This window comes from Bifidobacterium sp., assembly GCF_022647885.1.
GTDB lineage: Bacteria > Actinomycetota > Actinomycetes > Actinomycetales > Bifidobacteriaceae > Bombiscardovia.
Window position 1 is genome coordinate 2,245,655 of record NZ_JALCLM010000001.1, and the last position, 17,695, is coordinate 2,263,349.

The 17,695-nt window shown below is 50.9% G+C and carries 13 protein-coding genes; 4 read left to right on the top strand and 9 right to left on the bottom strand.

Translation table 11 applies throughout. From position 1 onward, the window contains the following. Window positions 1–20 precede the first annotated feature (20 nt). The 3 genes from LKI20_RS09455 to rfbA form a co-directional block, all read right to left on the bottom strand. Window positions 21–1,238: an ABC transporter ATP-binding protein gene (locus LKI20_RS09455; RefSeq protein ID WP_291773109.1), complete on the bottom strand. Its 1,218-nt coding sequence runs from the start codon at window positions 1,236–1,238 to the stop codon at window positions 21–23. Window positions 1,239–1,240: 2 nt separating this feature from the next. Next, window positions 1,241–2,068: an ABC transporter permease gene (locus LKI20_RS09460; RefSeq protein WP_033496028.1), complete on the bottom strand. Its 828-nt coding sequence runs from the start codon at window positions 2,066–2,068 to the stop codon at window positions 1,241–1,243. Window positions 2,069–2,147: 79 nt separating this feature from the next. Further along, window positions 2,148–3,038 carry a glucose-1-phosphate thymidylyltransferase RfbA gene (gene rfbA, locus LKI20_RS09465; protein WP_291773115.1) on the bottom strand — a complete coding sequence of 297 codons (891 nt, stop codon included), beginning with the start codon at window positions 3,036–3,038 and terminating at the stop codon, window positions 2,148–2,150. A 97-nt stretch (window positions 3,039–3,135) separates the two neighbouring features. Here rfbA and LKI20_RS09470 point away from each other — a divergent pair, with 97 nt between their 5' ends. The 3 genes from LKI20_RS09470 (at window position 3,136) to LKI20_RS09480 (ending at window position 6,358) form a co-directional block, all read left to right on the top strand. Further along, a complete protein-coding gene (locus LKI20_RS09470; protein WP_291773117.1) occupies window positions 3,136–4,164 on the top strand; it encodes a glycosyltransferase family 2 protein in 1,029 nt (342 codons plus the stop codon). A gap of 92 nt (window positions 4,165–4,256) precedes the next feature. Beyond that, window positions 4,257–5,177, top strand: coding sequence for an NAD-dependent epimerase/dehydratase family protein (locus tag LKI20_RS09475; protein WP_291773119.1), 921 nt, complete (start codon window positions 4,257–4,259; stop codon window positions 5,175–5,177). Further along, a complete protein-coding gene (locus LKI20_RS09480; RefSeq protein WP_291773121.1) occupies window positions 5,174–6,358 on the top strand; it encodes a glycosyltransferase in 1,185 nt (394 codons plus the stop codon). The genes LKI20_RS09475 and LKI20_RS09480 overlap by 4 nt, the downstream gene beginning before the upstream one ends. A 1-nt stretch (window position 6,359) precedes the next feature. On the opposite strand, the gene LKI20_RS09485 is transcribed toward LKI20_RS09480, so the two are convergent. The 4 genes from LKI20_RS09485 to LKI20_RS09500 all read right to left on the bottom strand — a co-directional run bounded on the left by LKI20_RS09485 (window position 6,360) and on the right by LKI20_RS09500 (window position 12,302). Beyond that, the gene (locus LKI20_RS09485; protein WP_291773123.1) at window positions 6,360–7,733 is read right to left on the bottom strand and encodes a DUF2142 domain-containing protein; all 1,374 of its coding nucleotides are present in this window, start codon (window positions 7,731–7,733) and stop codon (window positions 6,360–6,362) included. Between the two features lie 46 nt (window positions 7,734–7,779). Further along, window positions 7,780–9,222 carry a sugar nucleotide-binding protein gene (locus tag LKI20_RS09490; RefSeq protein ID WP_291773125.1) on the bottom strand — a complete coding sequence of 481 codons (1,443 nt, stop codon included), beginning with the start codon at window positions 9,220–9,222 and terminating at the stop codon, window positions 7,780–7,782. Between the two features lie 127 nt (window positions 9,223–9,349). After that, window positions 9,350–10,369, bottom strand: a complete 1,020-nt coding sequence (gene rfbB / locus LKI20_RS09495) for a dTDP-glucose 4,6-dehydratase (protein WP_291773127.1) — start codon at window positions 10,367–10,369, stop codon at window positions 9,350–9,352. A gap of 34 nt (window positions 10,370–10,403) precedes the next feature. Next, window positions 10,404–12,302 (bottom strand): hypothetical protein, encoded by a 1,899-nt coding sequence (locus LKI20_RS09500; protein WP_291773129.1) that lies wholly within the window; start codon window positions 12,300–12,302, stop codon window positions 10,404–10,406. 241 nt (window positions 12,303–12,543) lie between these two features. On the opposite strand from LKI20_RS09500, the gene LKI20_RS09505 reads away from it, so the two are divergent. Continuing rightward, window positions 12,544–15,135: an ArnT family glycosyltransferase gene (locus LKI20_RS09505; RefSeq protein ID WP_291773130.1), complete on the top strand. Its 2,592-nt coding sequence runs from the start codon at window positions 12,544–12,546 to the stop codon at window positions 15,133–15,135. A gap of 35 nt (window positions 15,136–15,170) precedes the next feature. On the opposite strand, the gene LKI20_RS09510 is transcribed toward LKI20_RS09505, so the two are convergent. Then, window positions 15,171–16,244 (bottom strand): glycosyltransferase family 2 protein, encoded by a 1,074-nt coding sequence (locus LKI20_RS09510; protein WP_291773132.1) that lies wholly within the window; start codon window positions 16,242–16,244, stop codon window positions 15,171–15,173. Further along, complete coding sequence (locus LKI20_RS09515) at window positions 16,241–17,692, bottom strand: oligosaccharide flippase family protein (RefSeq protein ID WP_291773134.1); 1,452 nt, start codon at window positions 17,690–17,692, stop codon at window positions 16,241–16,243. The genes LKI20_RS09510 and LKI20_RS09515 overlap by 4 nt, the downstream gene beginning before the upstream one ends. Between the last annotated feature and the right edge of the window lie 3 nt (window positions 17,693–17,695).

A 17,695-nucleotide genomic window follows, 5' to 3' on the forward strand; every position in this document is an offset into this window, starting at 1 on the left:
ACAGAGATGGGTAACGATTTTCACACGCCGTCGATCACTACCTTCGTGGGAGGAACGGTCAGAGGCATTGCTGCCACCGCATAGCCGCGCATGTGGAATTGGTATGCCCCGGGAGCGATGATGAAACGCTTCACACCGTTGTCAAATGCCACATCAACGTGAAAATCACCAAAAGCCAAGATGTTCTGCACACGATAGACAATGCGATGCTGTCCTGGCTGTAGGACCTGTGAGGCGGTGCCTCTTTCGGGTAGTGAGAAAGCAAGCCAACCGCGTCCGTCCACAACATCCACTCGCAGAGCGGAACTCTCTACCGGTTGATCATTGCTGAACACAACCTCGATGTCGAAATCCTCGTACTTATCGAGATACTTCTGCTCCTCGCCATCGGCCAGAACCTTGATGCTGTCGAGTTTGATCGCAGTTTCACTGGCACCTTCGGGATGTTCGTTGTCGGAACGCGCGGTTCCAAGAAATGAGTTGGAGTATGCATCAGCGATTTCATCAGGATCACCGATCTGAGCCACATGGCCATCTTGGATGAACATCGCACGATTGCAGTATCGTCGCACATCACCCATCGAATGGGTCACCAGGATAATCGTCTTCTTCTGTCGTTTGGCCTCGAAGAAGTAATCCTGACACTTTTTCTGGAAGGCCTCGTCTCCTACGGCGAGCACCTCGTCGAGCACCAGAATGTCACCCTGGGATTTGATTGCCACGGAGAAAGCCAATCTGACCTGCATGCCGCTGGAATAGTTCTTCAGTTTCTGCTCCATGAAATCGTGCAGTTCAGCGAAATCAACGATGTCATCGTACATTGCATCGATCTCGTCGTTGGTGAAACCGAGCATCGCACCGTTCAGGTATACGTTCTCCCTGCCGGTGAGCTCCGGATTGAATCCCACACCAAGCTCAATGAAGGGGACCAACTTCCCATCAGATTCAACGCTTCCGGAATCCGGGGAATAAATCTGAGAGACGATTTTTAACAAGGTGGATTTGCCCGAACCGTTCTTGCCGACGATGCCGAAGAAATCACCCTTGTGCACATCGAAGGAGATATCCTTCAGAACTTCCTGTACTCGGTATCCACGTATCCCGTGTATCCAGTTCAGTATCGAGACCTTGAGACTGTTCGTGCGATCTGTGGGGAGCTTAAAGCTTTTTGAAACATTCCGAACGCTGAGTGCCACATCATCGACAACGCTCTTATTGTTCTGCATAATATCCGTCATATTCACACCAACTCCGCGAAGTTCTTCGATTTCGAAGAAAAGTACGATACGCCACCGATGAAGATCAGGATGCACAGCAAAACCGGAATCATACTGATGAGAGGATTACTGAATGACTCCCATATCGTAGGATTCTCAGGCGCGATAAGAACGTGTCTGGCATCCTGCACGATTTGCGCAAGTGGGTTCAACAGGATCAGACGGCTCAGCAAAGGTCCATAGTGAGGCCCGAGGTTGGTCGCTACCAAGGAGACCGGGTAGATGATTGGTGTGGCATAGAAGCCAGCCTGCATCACCACCTCCCAAATAGGCGACAGATCGCGGAACGTCACATACAGCGCACCCAGGAAGAAGCCGACTCCGAGCGAAATGACGAACAATTCCAGCGTAAGGGGAATGATAAGCAAAGCACTCCAGGAAATCTGAACCCCGTTAATCAATGCGAAGATGAGTACGACGACGAAATTAATCGCGAAATTAATCAGAGCACTCAGAGCCGAGGAAATAACCACGACGAACTTCGAAAAGTTGATCTTCCTCATCAGATCCCCGTGCGAAACCACCGATCCCATTGCACCCGCGGTGGTTTCAGCGAAAAAGTTCCACATCGTGATGCCGAGCAACAAGCCCACCGAGAAGTGGGGAACGTCTGCACCGAATTTCAAAAAGCGGACGAACACCATGTACATCACGCTGAACAGCAGCAGTGGTTTCAACACGGACCATATATATCCGAGGAATGATTGCTGGTACCGGAGTTTGAAATCCGTGCTTACCATTGCCTTCAGCAACACGCGATTTTTTTCCGTGAATATCTCAAAAATGCGCAACTACGACTCCTTGCAGTTCACATCCGCCAAAGCGGACAAGACCTCCAAGCATATACCCAAGGAATGGGCATATGCAGGGTCAGTCATTCGGTCGAGAAATAATACGATTTTCAGCAACCTGCTGCAGATGCTGGCCGTACGGGGACTTGCCATACTTCAGCGCCGCTTCGAACAGCTGCGCCCTATTGATCCAACCATTCTCGTATGCGATTTCCTCGATCACGGAAATCGGAAGGCCCTGGGCGCGCTGAACAGTGCGTACGAATTCGCCAGCTTCGTAAAGACTATCCATGGTGCCGGTATCCAACCATGCGTAGCCACGACCCAGTGTCGTGACGTTCAGAGAACCATCCTCAAGATACAAACGATTCAAGTCGGTGATCTCGAGCTCTCCACGAGGTGATGGCTCGACTTGTTTGGCCAGCTCGGACACCCGTGAATCGTAGAAGTATAAACCCGTGATCGCATAGTTCGATGCAGGATGTTCGGGTTTCTCATTAATCGAAACGACCTTATTATCCTGATCGAATTCAACGACACCATAGCGTTCAGGATCATCGACGTAATAACCAAATACGGTAGCGCCACAATCCGAGGATCCAGCCTTGCGAAGCACATTGCCAAGACCATTGCCATAAAAGATGTTGTCCCCCAACACCAGCGCGCATGGTTCTCCATCAATAAATTCTTCGCCGAGGATGAACGCCTGCGCGAGTCCATCGGGCGAAGGCTGCTCAACATAAGAGAACTGCACTCCGAACTGTTCCCCTGTTCCAAGGAGTTTTTTGAAGTTAGGCAGATCATGCGGTGTGGAAATAATGAGAATGTCACGGATGCCAGCCATCATCAACACAGAAAGCGGATAGTAAATCATCGGTTTGTCATACACCGGCAGCAACTGCTTCGAGGTGACAGTAGTCAGCGGGTACAGCCTCGTGCCCGAACCACCGGCAAGAATGATGCCTTTCATACAACCTCTTTCCATACATATACCATCTATTATCTATTACTATGTATCAGGTAACTGAACAATCCTAACGTCAATCAGGATGGGAAACAGGCAACACATGCGTCTCTTCATACAAATTCCATGCCTCAACGAAGAGAGGACCCTTCCTTCGGTTCTGGAAAAGATTCCCCGTATGATACCGGGAATAGACCAAATTGAACTGATGATTGTTGATGATGGTTGTTCTGATAACACCGTAGAGGTCGCTAGGCAACTTGGTGTGAAACACGTTGTGCAGCACACCAGACCCATGGGCTTAGCAAGAGCCTTCCGCGACGGCGTTGATTATGCCCTGAAACACGGTGCGGATATCGTGGTGAATACCGATGGAGACAACCAGTATCCGAGTGACAAAATCGGCGATTTAGTGCAGCCAATTCTTCGACATGATGCAGATATTGTTGTCGGAGACAGACAAACCGCGAAAATCAGTGAATTCTCAGCTTTCAAGAAACTCATGCAAAGGTTCGGTTCATGGGTGGTGAATAAAGCGGCAGGCACCAATATTCCGGATGCAGCAAGTGGTTTTCGAGCATATTCACGCAAAGCATTGATCCAACTCAACATCGTCACTGAATTTAGCTACTGTATGGAAACCATCATCCAAGCCGGAAACAAGCGCATCGCGATTACGAGCTACTCGATTACGACCAATCCCAAGACCCGCGAATCTCGCCTGTTCACTAATATTTTTGAGCATATGGCCAAATCTGGTGGCGCCATCGTACGTAGTTTTCTGATGTTTAAAGCCCACACGATATTCATGTGGGGAACGCTGATTTTCGGCGTTCTCGGTCTCTTCCCATTCGTACGATTCCTCTATTTTCTGTCTGCCGGTCAGAGTTCAGGACATATTCAGTCCTTGCTGGCGGGCATAGCACTGCTTATCTGTGCCGTTATTTCCTTGGCACTGCTCATCATCTCCGAGGTTCAACGGATACAACGCAAACTCGTCGAGGATCAGCTCGAGAGAACCAAGGAGATCATGTATTCCAAGCCATTGCGCGATACCTGGGCTCAGGAGGACACGGCTGAGAAATTCGACGCACTGAGGTACAGTGCACAATCCGCGGTTGACCAAAATTAGCGGTTCAATGGCTGACAAAGCGCTGAGTTCGACGCAGCGTAAGCTAATACCGAGCTCTGTCTTCGATCGGGAGAAATGAAAGGCTGTTCACGATGAATGTCGTAATTCTAGGGGGTATCGGCTTTATCGGCCAACATCTCATCGAATCATTGCAGGCCAACGCCAATGTCAACATCACCGTTTTTGACAGAGCGGATCCGAAGAACGTCCACTTCGATCAGGGCATCACCTATGTACAGGGGAATTTCGCGTCAGGCTACGACTTCCGTTCATTGCTCCGCGGCGCGAATACGATTGTGCACCTGATCAGCACCTCTGTGCCCGGTACGGAGAAGCGCATCCAGGATGAAATCACCTCAAATGTCATTCCTTCATCGGAATTATTCGAAAGCGCCGTCGCGGAGCATGTGAAGAATATACTGTTCCTTTCCAGCGGAGGCACGGTATACGGTGACAATGGTGCCGTCAATAGCAGCGAGCATGACATCCCTGCGCCGATCAACACCTACGGCCTGCAAAAAATCATGATTGAGCAGACACTCCAAATGATTACGCACAGCACAGAGACAAACTATCAAATTGTCAGGATGTCAAATCCATACGGCCCGGGACAGAATCCATTCGGGCCATTAGGCCTCATCACAAAACTTGTGTATCAGGCACTCTCGGGCAAGGAGATCCATGTCTTTGGAGATGGGTCAGTAGTCCGCGACTTCATTTTCATCGATGATGCGGTTCATGCCGTGCTTGACATTCTCGATCACGGCAACAAGAACGACGTCTATAACGTGGGAACAGGAAAAGGCGTCTCCGTTGCGCAGGTAATCAAAGCCATCGACACTGCGATCCCCGAAACCCTGCATCTGGTGAGAGAGCAGTCCCGTGCGGTTGACGTGCCGTATTCGGTGCTCAACATCGAGAAACTGAATGCCATCTCCACACTCGACTCATACATATCCCTTCACGAGGGTATCGACCGAACGTACCACTACTTCAAGGATGGGCAACAGTGAAACAGCGTCTTCTGGTAACAGCCTCCACATTCCCTCGGTGGAAGGACGATACCGAGCCCAAGTTCATTTATGACCTCTGCATGCAGCTGAAAGAGTACTATGACGTCACGGTGCTTGTCCCTGCCGCGCCGGGCGCTTTGAGCCAGGAGACGATGGAAGGCATCACCGTAAAACGGTTTTCCTATTTTCCGATCAAGTCCTTACAAACACTGGCTTATCCTGGAGCGATCGTTCCCAGGATCAAGGAGAAGAAGAGCAGAGCGCTGCTGGTCCCGTTCTTCTTCGTTTCGCAATATGTCGCACTGCGTCATGAGATGAAATCATGCGATGCCATTCTGGTGAATTGGATCATCCCCCAAGGGATCACGCAGGCTTTTGCCCTCTCCAAACCATATGTCCTCACCGGACTTGGTGGCGACGTGACATCACTGAACTTCACCCCTGTGAAGCAGCTGAAACAACGAGTGATCAGCCATGCCGGGGCGCTCACAGTCGTCTCCAAGGATTTGCGTACCGTATTGCAAACGCAATTTTCCGATACTGCAGATACTGCCGTCATCCCGATGGGCGTTGATTTGACCTTCTTCAGTCCTTCCTCGCGAGACGCGGAACTGCGTGCTCAGGTCAACAAACCGATTGTGCTCTTCGTCGCCCGGCTAGTGGAGAAGAAGGGGGCACGATACCTGCTCGAAGCGATGCAGGGAATCAATGCCAAGCTCCTCATCGTGGGGGACGGGCCCGATCGCGGCACTTTGGAGAAGCTGGCGGATACACTCCATCTGGATTACTCATTCCTTGGTCCGAAGAATAAGCAGGAGCTGAAATCGCTCTATGCGAGTTGCGATGTCTTCGTCGCTCCATCGGTAATCGCATCCGACGGAGATAAGGATGGTCTTCCTGTTGCTATTCTCGAAGCCATGGCGTCCGGTGCTCCGATTGTGGCTTCAGACATCGCCGGAATCGCCGAAGCGGTCGCCGATGGTGAAAACGGTTTTCTCACCAGAGCAAAAGACGTTGCACAGCTTCATGATGCGATTGGGACCATTCTTGGCGACGAGCACTTGCAGCAACAATTCTCTTCCAGATCCGCAGAACGTGCCAAGATGTTCGACTTTGTCACGATAGGCAAGCAATACCGCAGCATCATCGATACGGTTATCGCTGATCACAGGAAGCGATAACTCAAATCGTGAGCCGGTCCTTAATCAGGTCAGGCACGTGACATGCACAATCCCTTATCGAGGGTTTGTCCCGTATCAGGCCGAAGGCGGCCACCGGCATCAGTGGAATAAGGTAGCGCTCTTGGAAACCTTCCAGGTGGGCTGTACCAAGCGTCGACATGTCATTCCACGTGATCGCAAGAAACAGCATCATGCACACCAAGGATGCCGTTATCGAGCCTACCGAAAGCAATAGATACCTATTCCGACCGATCCAGTATCCCCTTGAGATGGAGTCATGTTCTCTCACTACGACCGTCAGCATCGTGAGTAGCCACACATTGAACACGAGGAACAGTTCGATGCTCGCACTTTGGGAGAGACTTACCGGCAAATGCCGAAAGGTCCTGAAAACCGCAGACATGGTAATTCCCAAGTGTGTGCGGATAAAGCTAATATTATCGGCGACGTTCGTAAGTGCCAATGTTCCACTGAAACGCAGATACCAAGGAACAAAGATTAGCAGCGCCCCTGCTCCCCATGCAGCGACGATCGCCAGCTTGCGCTTGCCTGATAGAACCGACCGAGGCATTATCAGGGTTACCAGCAGCATCGGTGCATATACAATCTTCGAGCACAGGACAAGCCAACTGAGCATGATGATCCAGGCCATCTGCGCGTACGTCAGAGGACGATGCCTATGGGCGCATCTTGCCAATAATGCGACGAAACATGCACATAGAGCACAGACCATGGCATCAACCATAAGACTCGACGCGAGGAAAACCGTTGTTGGAAGACTGCCGATCAGTGTAAGAAACAACTTGCCGCGCGGAATCAAGAGAATCGCGAATCCCCAGAGCACGACAAAAGACATGAGATTGCCGATCCGCGACAACTGCCATCCAGTATACGGCGAAGTATTAAGCCATAGACCGACGCGGATCCCCACGGCCTGCGGAGCATAGAGCAGAGGGAAATACTGGTTTGATCTATTGGGATGCTGTTCACTGGGGACGCTGACGATCTTTGTGCCATCTGCGCCGCTTGCACGCTGTTGCGTCCTGTACGGGTCCCCGCTCAATGACAATAAGAGGGCATTGTCTACAAGAACGCCCTTCCTCCCTTCAAGGTAAAGATACCCGGATTCGCCCCTTATGGTTTGGACCTTGCCCGGATTACCGAAATCATCCAGCTCTGTCCGAGTGGCATTCAGTGATTGACCGGTGGCGAGAGCGTATGCAGCGGTCGCATGCATATCCGGATCCGGGATGGTAAGTGGTCCCGTCCTGATGAGAAACCATGAAGCCTGGATGATGCACAGCATTGCAAAACATAGCAGCAGTATCCAAGACTTCTTGTACTCATTTCGCAGATCACCCTTGCGATGAATCACAGCATCAGTTGGACGTTGCGTTCCAGGCAAAGCGGTCGAATAAAGGTCAGGAATTGTTCAGCTCCCCTTCAACATATGCCGAGAGCGACCGCTCCCAGTCTGCAGGAGCATAACCGCTCGAAGCGATCTTGTGCAGGTCCAAGGCACTGTGAACAGGGCGCGGTGCGACTGGACCGGAGGCATTCCTCATATATTCCTCGGTGCTCACCGGCTTGACCCGGTCCTTATCCGCACCGGTAAGGGAGAACACCTCCTGCGCGATCTCATGCCATGATGCAATTCGGCCCGATCCGGTGAGATTGTAGCTTCCATAGGCTGCTTGGCTATCCAGAAGGTGGAATATCGCCTCCGCCATATCTCTGGTGAAGGTGAGACGTCCATGCTGATCATCGACCACGGTTATCGAACCGTCATCCTCGGTGACTTTTTTAGCCAGCATAATCATCGTCTTCACGAAGTTATGGCCTTCGCCGATCACCCAACTGGAACGCACGATATAGTGGCGTGGCACATTGGCCACCGCGATGTCGCCCGCGGTCTTGGACTGCCCGTACACGCTCTCGGGTGCAAAGGGCTCCGTTTCAGTGTGCTCCTCACGCGTGCCGTCGAAGACATAGTCACTCGAAATATGCACCAAGGTTATCTTGTGCTCCTGAGCCACCTTGGCCAGCAAGGCCGGACCTTGCGCATTGGCCTTCCAGGCCACCGCACGACCCCCCGGTGTCTCCGCCTTATCCACCGCAGTATAGGCTCCGGCATTGATGATCGTGCCGTACAAGGCCCAGTCGAAACGGTCGTATGCCTTCGGATCAGAGAAATCGAAGGTGTCGATATCCGTGTATTCGAATCCCTCGAGATGATGTTCCTGCGCGTAGGCGCGAATCGCATGGCCCAGTTGGCCGTTCGATCCCGTCACCAAGGTGCGTCGCGGCCCCATCGGCTTGGCATCCTTGAGCATCGGATGATGCAGGTCGGCTTCGCTGCGCTCGGCCTCTTCCAGCGGAATCGGCCACTGGATATTGAGTTCGGGATCGGAAAGATTCACGAAGGTGTAGGTCTTCTTCTGTTCAAGACTCCAATGCGCGTTGACCAGATAGGTGTATGCGGTTCCATCGACCAGTGTCTGGAAGCTGTTTCCCACACCTCGGGGGACGAATATCGCGCGGGAGGGGTCAAGCCTAGTGGTGAATACCTCACCGAATGTTCTGCCGGGCCGCAGGTCGACCCAGGCCCCGAAGATCTCCCCGGTGGCGATTGAGATGTACTTATCCCAAGGCTCCGCATGGATGCCGCGTGTGACGCCACGCTTGGTGTTGAAACTGATGTTGTTCTGAACGGGACCGAAATCAGGAAGACCGAGAGCCGTCAGTTTCTCGCGCTGCCAATTCTCCTTGAACCAACCGCGGTTATCACCATGCACAGGAAGCTCGAACACCAGCAAGCCCGGGATGTTCGTTTCTGTGACCTTCAACTCTTTTTCGAATTCCATGAATTCCCTTTCACCAACATACACACCATCGTTCTTATTGCTTATCAGACAAGCGACCGCTCTGAAGCCCACGGGAAGCGCCGGAACGGACACGGCAGGGTGCGGCTAATCCGCCCGCATCCACCGCTCATTGCCCCTGGGACTTGTATCTTGCCTCTGTGGCGGCTTTGGTCTGCTCCCACCATTCCTGGTGCTGTGTGTACCACGCGATCGTCTTATCGAGACCTGATTGGAAATTGGTATGTTCCGGCTGCCAGCCGAGTTCGCGACGCAACTTGGTGGAGTCTATGGCGTAACGCCTGTCATGTCCGGGACGATCCTTCACATGGTCAAATGCATCCTCGTCCTGGCCCATATGCGTAAGAATCAATTTGAGTACATCGATGTTGTTCTTCTCACCATCGGCACCGATCAGATAGGTCTCGCCGATGCGCCCCTTGGTCAGAATCGTCCAAACCGCCGAAGAGTGATCATCCGTGTGGATCCAGTCGCGGACGTTCAGACCATCCCCATACAGCTTGGGACGGATCCCGGAAAGGATATTGGTGATCTGACGTGGGATGAACTTCTCCACATGCTGGTAAGGGCCATAGTTATTGCTGCAGTTCGACAGTGTGGTTTGCAGGCCATAGGTTCGTGTCCAAGCCCGCACCAGCAAATCGGAGGCCGCCTTGGTCGATGAGTAGGGGCTCGATGGGTGATAGGACGTATCCTCGGTGAACCGGGCCGGATCATCCAAAGCCAGGTCGCCATAGACCTCATCGGTGCTGATGTGATGGTATCGGATCCCGTATTTCCGTACCGCCTCCAACAGACAGAACGTGCCCTCGACGTTGGTGCGGAGGAATGGTTCGGGGTCAGCGATCGAATTGTCGTTATGCGATTCAGCGGCATAATGGATTATCGCATCGTGTCCGGGGACCAGCTCATCCAACAGTTCGGCATCACATATATTGCCGTGCACAAATGTCAGCCGGTCTTCGGGAATACCCTTGAGGTTGTCAAGGTTGCCGGCATAGGTGAGCGCATCCAGAACAGTCACATGCGTTTCAGGGTGATGATCCACCACATAATGCACGAAATTCGATCCGATGAAACCAGCGCCGCCAGTCACGATAATATTCTTCGGTGAGAATGCTTCAGTCATAGACCCTATCCTAGCGTTTGAAGAGGAGAATCGTTCAAGACGGTCGACGAGTATCGCTAAGACTCCTCTCCTCAGCTCCTGTTCGCAGATTCTTCAACAGACTTCCAATCGCCAGGAAGAGACCGATAGTGACCAAAGGAATCGTGGAACCCGTCGCATAGAAGAAAGTCACATGGTCATTATTGATGAACTGGGTGAACCACACGATCGAGAAGCAATACACCATTGCATACATGACCAGCATCAACCCCAACACCAGATAACAGATATGCGATTTCTTTCTGGTAATCACTCGGATCAAGGACAACAAGCAGGCACCCGCGAATAATGCAAGAAGAACGACGTTAAGAACAACATATAGACGGCGCACAAAGGTGGCGACGCCCTGGGCATCACCGAAACTGAAGAAGGGGAATCTCTGCGGATTGGGATCATTGATATCCACATGAATTTTCTCAAGGCCACGGATATTCTCCTGCGTCAGTTCTGGACTATTGGTACCATCACTGACTTTATAGACGGACCTTGGATAGAAGTTCCACGAAAAAACCTTGAGAGTGGGTCTGATCAGGGCCTGTATCTCATGTGGATACCGGGGCCCCATACTGGGAAATAGGAAATATTTATCTGTTGTTGCAAGTCTTCCTTCTGCAAACGCCCTATCCAGATCTCGATTCACATTCGTAAAAAGCTTCTGGACGGTATGCTCATCGCTCCAACCAACGGATTGGTCAATAGCGATACGAATCTGCCACGTTAGGAAGTCACCTTTGAGGGGACGTTGGGCGATATCGGGCGCTGTGAATCCTTTATGCCAGAGCGCCTCAACCAAATCGGGGTGGGCTTGTAAGGTCGGCGAACAACTCACGGCCTTCGCCAGTGAAGATTCAGGAGCCCAGATTGTTGTCGTTTGATGAGCATCGTCGATCTTGTAGATCCGGTTCACAAAGCCCGCCAGTTCTCCCTGTGTGCGCGTATTCAACAGCGCTACACCAAAGTGCCGCTCATTGACTGATGAGTTGATGGACACACCGGAGGCGAATACACCGATGGGCAAAACCGATACGATGACCAATATCATGCGCAGTCCCATCTCCATATGCCGACGGAACAGCAGAAAATATTTGTATAGTATGACGAATAGAAAAATCGGTACCAACCAGAGCGAGTCCTCTTTGAGCAGGAAGAGTTCTGCGGAAAACAATCCCAATGCAATCCCAATCGCCATGTAGATGAGCACGCTCCATGCGGATCTGCGTTCTAAGCTTTGGTGAATGGCCGAGCTGCCAGCGTGGCGGGGAGATGCGAGGTCAGTGATTCGCCGTGTTTCAAGAGGGGTAAGAAACGTTAACCAGAGCACCATCAATCCCAAAACGATAAATATGAGTGGCGGAAACAAAGAGTTCCGATACAGTCTCGTTCCGAGCCAAACGTCGAAGGCAATCGGGTTCCACAGCACGAACACGTATGCGAACAATGCGAAAATCTTGTTTCCGAATAGCCTCCAAATCGCGAAACCGACGATTATGGATGCAACCAGCCACATACAAAACTGAGCCACGTCCGCATTCATGCCGAGTTTAGAGAAAAAACGGATCCAATACCCATAACCTTGGTTCTTTGCCAGGGTATTACTATTATCGTTTGCGTAGTATTCCGTGAGAGCCTGACTCATGAGCAGGCGATCATCAACCACCTGACTCGGTGCATACCACATATGCAAGGTGAGGCTCATCATCAATCGGAAGCCCGTCAGGGCACCAATGCAGCATATGCACAGGAATGTCCCAACGCCACGTGTAACAGCCGAATTATCCGTGCTGGTATCTATTCTCCCGATGCGCAATCCACACAGTCCCTTCGAATAAGCCTTGACAAAACCACTCTCTGAACCTGTTAAGTCCAGCGGCTCAGTGAAGCTGAGTCGAATCACTTTACATCAAGCTGATACTGGTGTCTCCCCCAAAACATCAATGTGCAAGAGAATAGCAGAAATCACAGTCATAGTAGAGTTCGATGCTGCCAAAGCCTACCTGTAGACTGTGGGGTGCAGAATAGGAATCCCCGGATGGAAGAGCATCATGAAACTGCCTTTGAGTACTGGCTTGACGTTTGTGAAAGCGCACATACTGCTGACATTGCATATATGCTTTGCGCTGCTCCTGGGCTTACTGATGATATATCAACCAGCACCTATGAATCTTTTCTACAGCCTCTCGTTATCCCCCAATGCCTCGGTGGGCGACGAAGTGACTTTCATTTTTGATCAAAATCCAGGATATAAAGGATCATCCACCCAACAGGCTGCCGTTACGTTCAACCCGGACGCAGAAGCATTGATCCGAGTGGACCCGTTGAATCTGGACTCAGACTCGTTACAGATTCGTGTGCACAGTGGAAGCACCACCATACGGAAATTCGAAACTCAAGTGAGGCTCAATGACCGTACACTGTACACAGTCACTACGATTGATGAGAATCAGCTCAGCTCTCAGACTGCTTCCGGATACACAACGTACACTCTGAGCACCACTCAGCTCAAACAGATTCAGAATGAAGCTCGCCTCCGTTCCGAAATGAAATTGATTCTGCTGGCCGCCTTGGTGTTACTCTATCTGGTCCTCCTACTGAGACTCACTTGTTTAAGAAGCATGCCACGCAAGTATTTTCTTGCCTCTACCGTCATCGCACTGGTTATCGTAGGGTTCTGCGCGAATGTTCTTTTTATAAAACAACCCCTTACACGTCAATCCCAGGTGTCCACAAGTGCGGCTTTTGAGATCGACCAAAATGAAGCATTCACGATCCAGCAGAAGATCACACCGACGGATGACATCAACAAAGTGACACTTCCGGTCTCATTGGACCCTGATATCAACCGCTTCGATACCGGCAATTCCCAATACCACGACGTATACAACGATTCCGAGACCTTCACCGACCAGTACATCATCACCATCGCCCAAATCAACGATGGCACGACACTTTTCAAAGGACTTGCCTCCCCCTCGATGCTGAATGATGATCTTACTCAGCTCACCATTCCCATCACTGTGCCGTACACAGGGGCACCCCTATCCATAACGATTGAGAAAACAGCCACGTCTTCTCAGACCGCCCTGCATTTCCAAGGGTATCCGGATACCAACCGATCGGACTTCAGCACCGGTGCGCAAACAACAGGGCTTGCAAGAACCGGCAACATAGTTCTCAACGTGATTCCGGGATATCAAGGGTTCGAATACCAACATGCCATACTGTATATAATCTTGATTTTCGGTTCCCTGCTGATCATTAACCTACTCAGTCTCCGACCACGGTGGAAAAAGGCGCGAGTTCCACTCATCCTGGTAAATTATTCAGCCTTGCTGGTTTACTGTTTTGCCCAGTTCAAAGTCTTCATCAGATATGTCGGGGGTTTCCCGGACGAGCTGGCGCATATCTCGTATATTGCCTACCTCAAGCACAGTTCCGCCCTGATACCTGACTTCTCACAAATGCGTGTATACGGCGTGAACGGGGATTCCGGAACAATCACCCTGTCACAGTCCGAAGGCTTCAACTATTTGGGACATCCGCCGCTGTACTACCAAATTATGAAGATCATCGGTAGTTTTTCCGAGAACAATGGCGTAGTGCATTTCGATTTAAATACACTCCGTTTGAAATCACTGTGTATAGGGCTACTCGGCATCACTTTGATTTTTTATATTGGTTTCACGCGGCTCCCTAAGATCCCACTCCTCCAACTCCTATTCGGTCTGCTGATTATCAGTCCACCAAATATGATCTATGTGATGTCAGGCATCAGCAATGACACACTCGCTCTCCTGACCGTCTCGATCTTCGTATTCGGAATCGTTCGCTTCTACGAGAGACGATACAACTTCCTTACCTATGTGCTGATTGCCTTGGGCGTTGGCGGCAGCCTTCTTACAAAATTGACTGCCGGTGTGATCGTTGGCGTTTCTGCCGTACTCGTTGTTGCATACACCTTATGGAAAGAACGCAGCGTCAAACCTTTTATCCGCCCTTCCTTCCTGACGACCCTCCCGTTATATCTGATCCCTGTCGCATATTTCTTCAGCATCTGGCGACGATTCCATACCATTCAACCAGGATCCTCCTCCTTGGCCTACAAGGAATACATTCGCTCCACTGCGTACACACCTATACTCGAACGAGATCAAATGGGTATTTGGGATTTTGTTACCAGCTATGTGAAAAATTTCATGAATACATGGTTCAATTTGGCCGGAGGAACAGCTGTACCACGAAATATGGAGAGCCCACTGTACAGCATTGACCGTTTGGGGGTGGTGCTGATCCTCCTACTGCCGTTCATCCTCTTCGTTGTCAGAAGCAGGAGCAGATCCAAGGGATTCATACTCTGCGGCCTTGTAGGTGTGCTCTCCGCTTTTGTCGTGCAGGTCAGAAGCGTATACAGCAGCGTACTGAATGCGGGAAGATTCGGAGGGTATTCCAGCCGCTACTACCTATGTGCCATCTCGATATTTGCATTAGCGATAATGTGGATCATTTGTCGGACCTTCATTGTCAAAACAACTCGCGAGAAGCGATTGGCTTTGGACGGATCGTTGGATGAGACACGCGGACAGAGCCCAAGGAACCCGTCGAAGGAGAAGCTGATTCTAAGCGAGGCAGGTGTATTCCTGGTGAGTTGCTTCATCGTGTTACTGGTGTTCGACGGCTTCATCTATTCGGTTCTTTACAATGCCGATAGCATTCTGTACTTCGTACAGTGACCCCGTCGCGTGAGCATTGAGACAGCGCCATTGCCTCAATGCTTGCTATGCACCACCAGATCGTAGAGGATGTTCTCGGCACGCCTAAGCACCGACATCCCCCAGCACAAGCACTTCTTATGCGCGGGGATCCGGGCCAGCAGGGAACGCTGCAGCAGCAGGTCACTGTTCAACAAGGAGGACTGCCGCTCAAATGCTTCTGATTTTGCGGATACGCGTCTGACTTTCCTGATTTCATCTCGAACACTGCTCGTCAAACCAAAATAGTTCCTGTACGGAGTGATCTTCATCCTTAGACAAAATTCGAAATTGGCGGCTGCTGCAACCACATTGTCATGCCAGAATTCCATATTCCGTTTCGAATGCGTCACCGAATCCGGCTCCTGGAGCCAAAAGTACAGGACACTATCAACGTCGACCACACTTCGCATTCTGGAGTACAAAGGACCTGCCATACGAATATCCTGGGCATAATGTCCTGGAGTGAACCGCAGACCCTGCCATACTGCTCGCCGGTATAAACGGCACCAGTTCGCCTCGTTGAAGTATCGGGCCTCCGTGCCCTTACCCCCCAACACACGCAAAGTCTTGCAGAATACGCTTTCGTATGCGACGAGTGGATCTTCGATTAATGTACAAGCACCCTCGGCTATGTGCTGCTGGGATTCCTCTATTGTGGCCGGTATCTGCGATACACCGATCTGCTTCCACCTGCCCTTGGACATATCAGCTTTGCTGCGTTGTATGGCATCAAGCAGATGTTCAATGTTCTGCCGATGCATCAGATCATCGTTGTCGCAGAAGGCGATGAATTCTCCATTGCAGGCATCCAACCCGGCGTTCTGAGCTGCGGCGATACCTGCGTTACTCTGATGAATGACGACAACGCGATTATCCTGTTTCGCGTATTCGTCACAGATAGCTTCGGAGCCATCGGTCGATCCATCGTCGACGAGAATGATCTGAAGTTCCCGGTAACTCTGCCCAATCAAGGAATCCACGCAGAAGCGAAGATATCTCTTCGAGTTGTAGACCGGTACTATGATGCTCACCACAGGCGAGCCAGCATTTGAACGCTCGATTTGCGTATGGCTGGCAATATTCTTCACGATGCCTTCCTAGCATGAAAGAGCGTATTCGGAATTACCAATACATGGCATGCGAACAGAATCCCCAAATAGCAGAGATACACGATGGCGTACACTCCAGCTGTCAAGAACAGACCGTGAATATGGAAGACCGTGAAGAAGATTTTGAGTAGAACCCACAGGATTGCATTTGCGCTGATGGTTATCCAGGCTTTTCTGGTGATGATATTCCCCGTTCGCGAAATGACCGTGAAATATGAGATGCCCATCGTCACGAAAGTACTCGCCACGCTTGCGATCGCGATGGCTGAGATACCGCCGAATTTCGCCGAGACTATGAACAGCGGGATGACGACGACCAGCGAAGCGACCGATAGCAGATCGGAAAAATGGCCGGATGAAAACGACGAGAACACCATGTTGAGCAGCACCGTCATACCCATGAAGAAACTTGAAAATGCCAAACATGCCAACGCCGTTCCAGCGATGCCGTACTCTTCATGATAAAAGGCCTGCAGCAATGGCCTGCTCGAAGCCGATATCAGCACAGGAATCGGCAGAATGAATGTGGCGATCAGTGTTATGAATTCCTTGACCCTGTAGAGCGCACCGTCCCGATCACCGGCCCCCACGCTTTTAGCCACCACCGGGAGAATAATCGTGCAGAATGCGGAAACCAAATAGTACGGTATCTTTCCGAGATTCACCGCTCCTGTGTAAAAACCCGCCATTGAGGCTGGTTCGACCACCGATTTGACCACGAGTGTATCGATGCTCAGCACCAACGAGACCATGATAAAAAAGAAGGAGAAACTCAATGTATTTTTGCACACGCTGGAGAAAGCAATCTTCTCGCTGCGCCGTTCGCGCAGACGATCTCTGGCTGGAATCAGCAACACCAGACCCAAGACAATCGATACCACCAGTGCCGCTAGATAGCCGATTTCCATTCCAAGCACAGGATCATGCTGAAACCAGAAAATTATCAACGGTATGACACAGAGTTTCGCAATGGGATAGACGGTATTTATGATTGCACCGGTACTGAATCTGTGCAATCCATCATTGATCCCCAACAGCAGCACAAAAAGACCATTTGCAGGTATCAGGAAAGCTGCGACTTTGAAATAGAAATCCAGAGAAGAGTCGTTGAGCACATGGCCGAATAGCGGTGCGCCCACGAAGTTGATGATGAAAAACACCGCAATCACCATCATCTGGAATCCAAGACTCTTCATGATGATGTCTCGGATATCAAATCGTTGCAACGATATTTCCTTGGCTATTGATTGTCTGGCACCATTCGACAAAAACATGTATTCAAAGTCCAGAACCGTCATGATGGTCCCGACAACTCCATACTCCGCCGCAGGGAGTGTGTTTCCCAGGAAGAAGTGCACCACGTAACCGCACAAAAAGAACAGTACGTTACTGATGAGATTCAGTACGAGCCCTCGTTTCAAGCGCACGCC

Excerpts from the sequence above, each read along its gene's own strand:
- LKI20_RS09455 (WP_291773109.1), bottom strand. The coding sequence starts at position 1,238 with ATGACGGATATTATGCAGAACAATAAGAGCGTTGTCGATGATGTGGCA.
- rfbA (WP_291773115.1), bottom strand. The coding sequence starts at position 3,038 with ATGAAAGGCATCATTCTTGCCGGTGGTTCGGGCACGAGGCTGTACCCG.
- LKI20_RS09470 (WP_291773117.1), top strand. The coding sequence starts at position 3,136 with ATGCGTCTCTTCATACAAATTCCATGCCTCAACGAAGAGAGGACCCTT.
- LKI20_RS09475 (WP_291773119.1), top strand. The coding sequence starts at position 4,257 with ATGAATGTCGTAATTCTAGGGGGTATCGGCTTTATCGGCCAACATCTC.
- LKI20_RS09490 (WP_291773125.1), bottom strand. The coding sequence starts at position 9,222 with ATGGAATTCGAAAAAGAGTTGAAGGTCACAGAAACGAACATCCCGGGC.
- rfbB (WP_291773127.1), bottom strand. The coding sequence starts at position 10,369 with ATGACTGAAGCATTCTCACCGAAGAATATTATCGTGACTGGCGGCGCT.
- LKI20_RS09505 (WP_291773130.1), top strand. The coding sequence starts at position 12,544 with ATGATATATCAACCAGCACCTATGAATCTTTTCTACAGCCTCTCGTTA.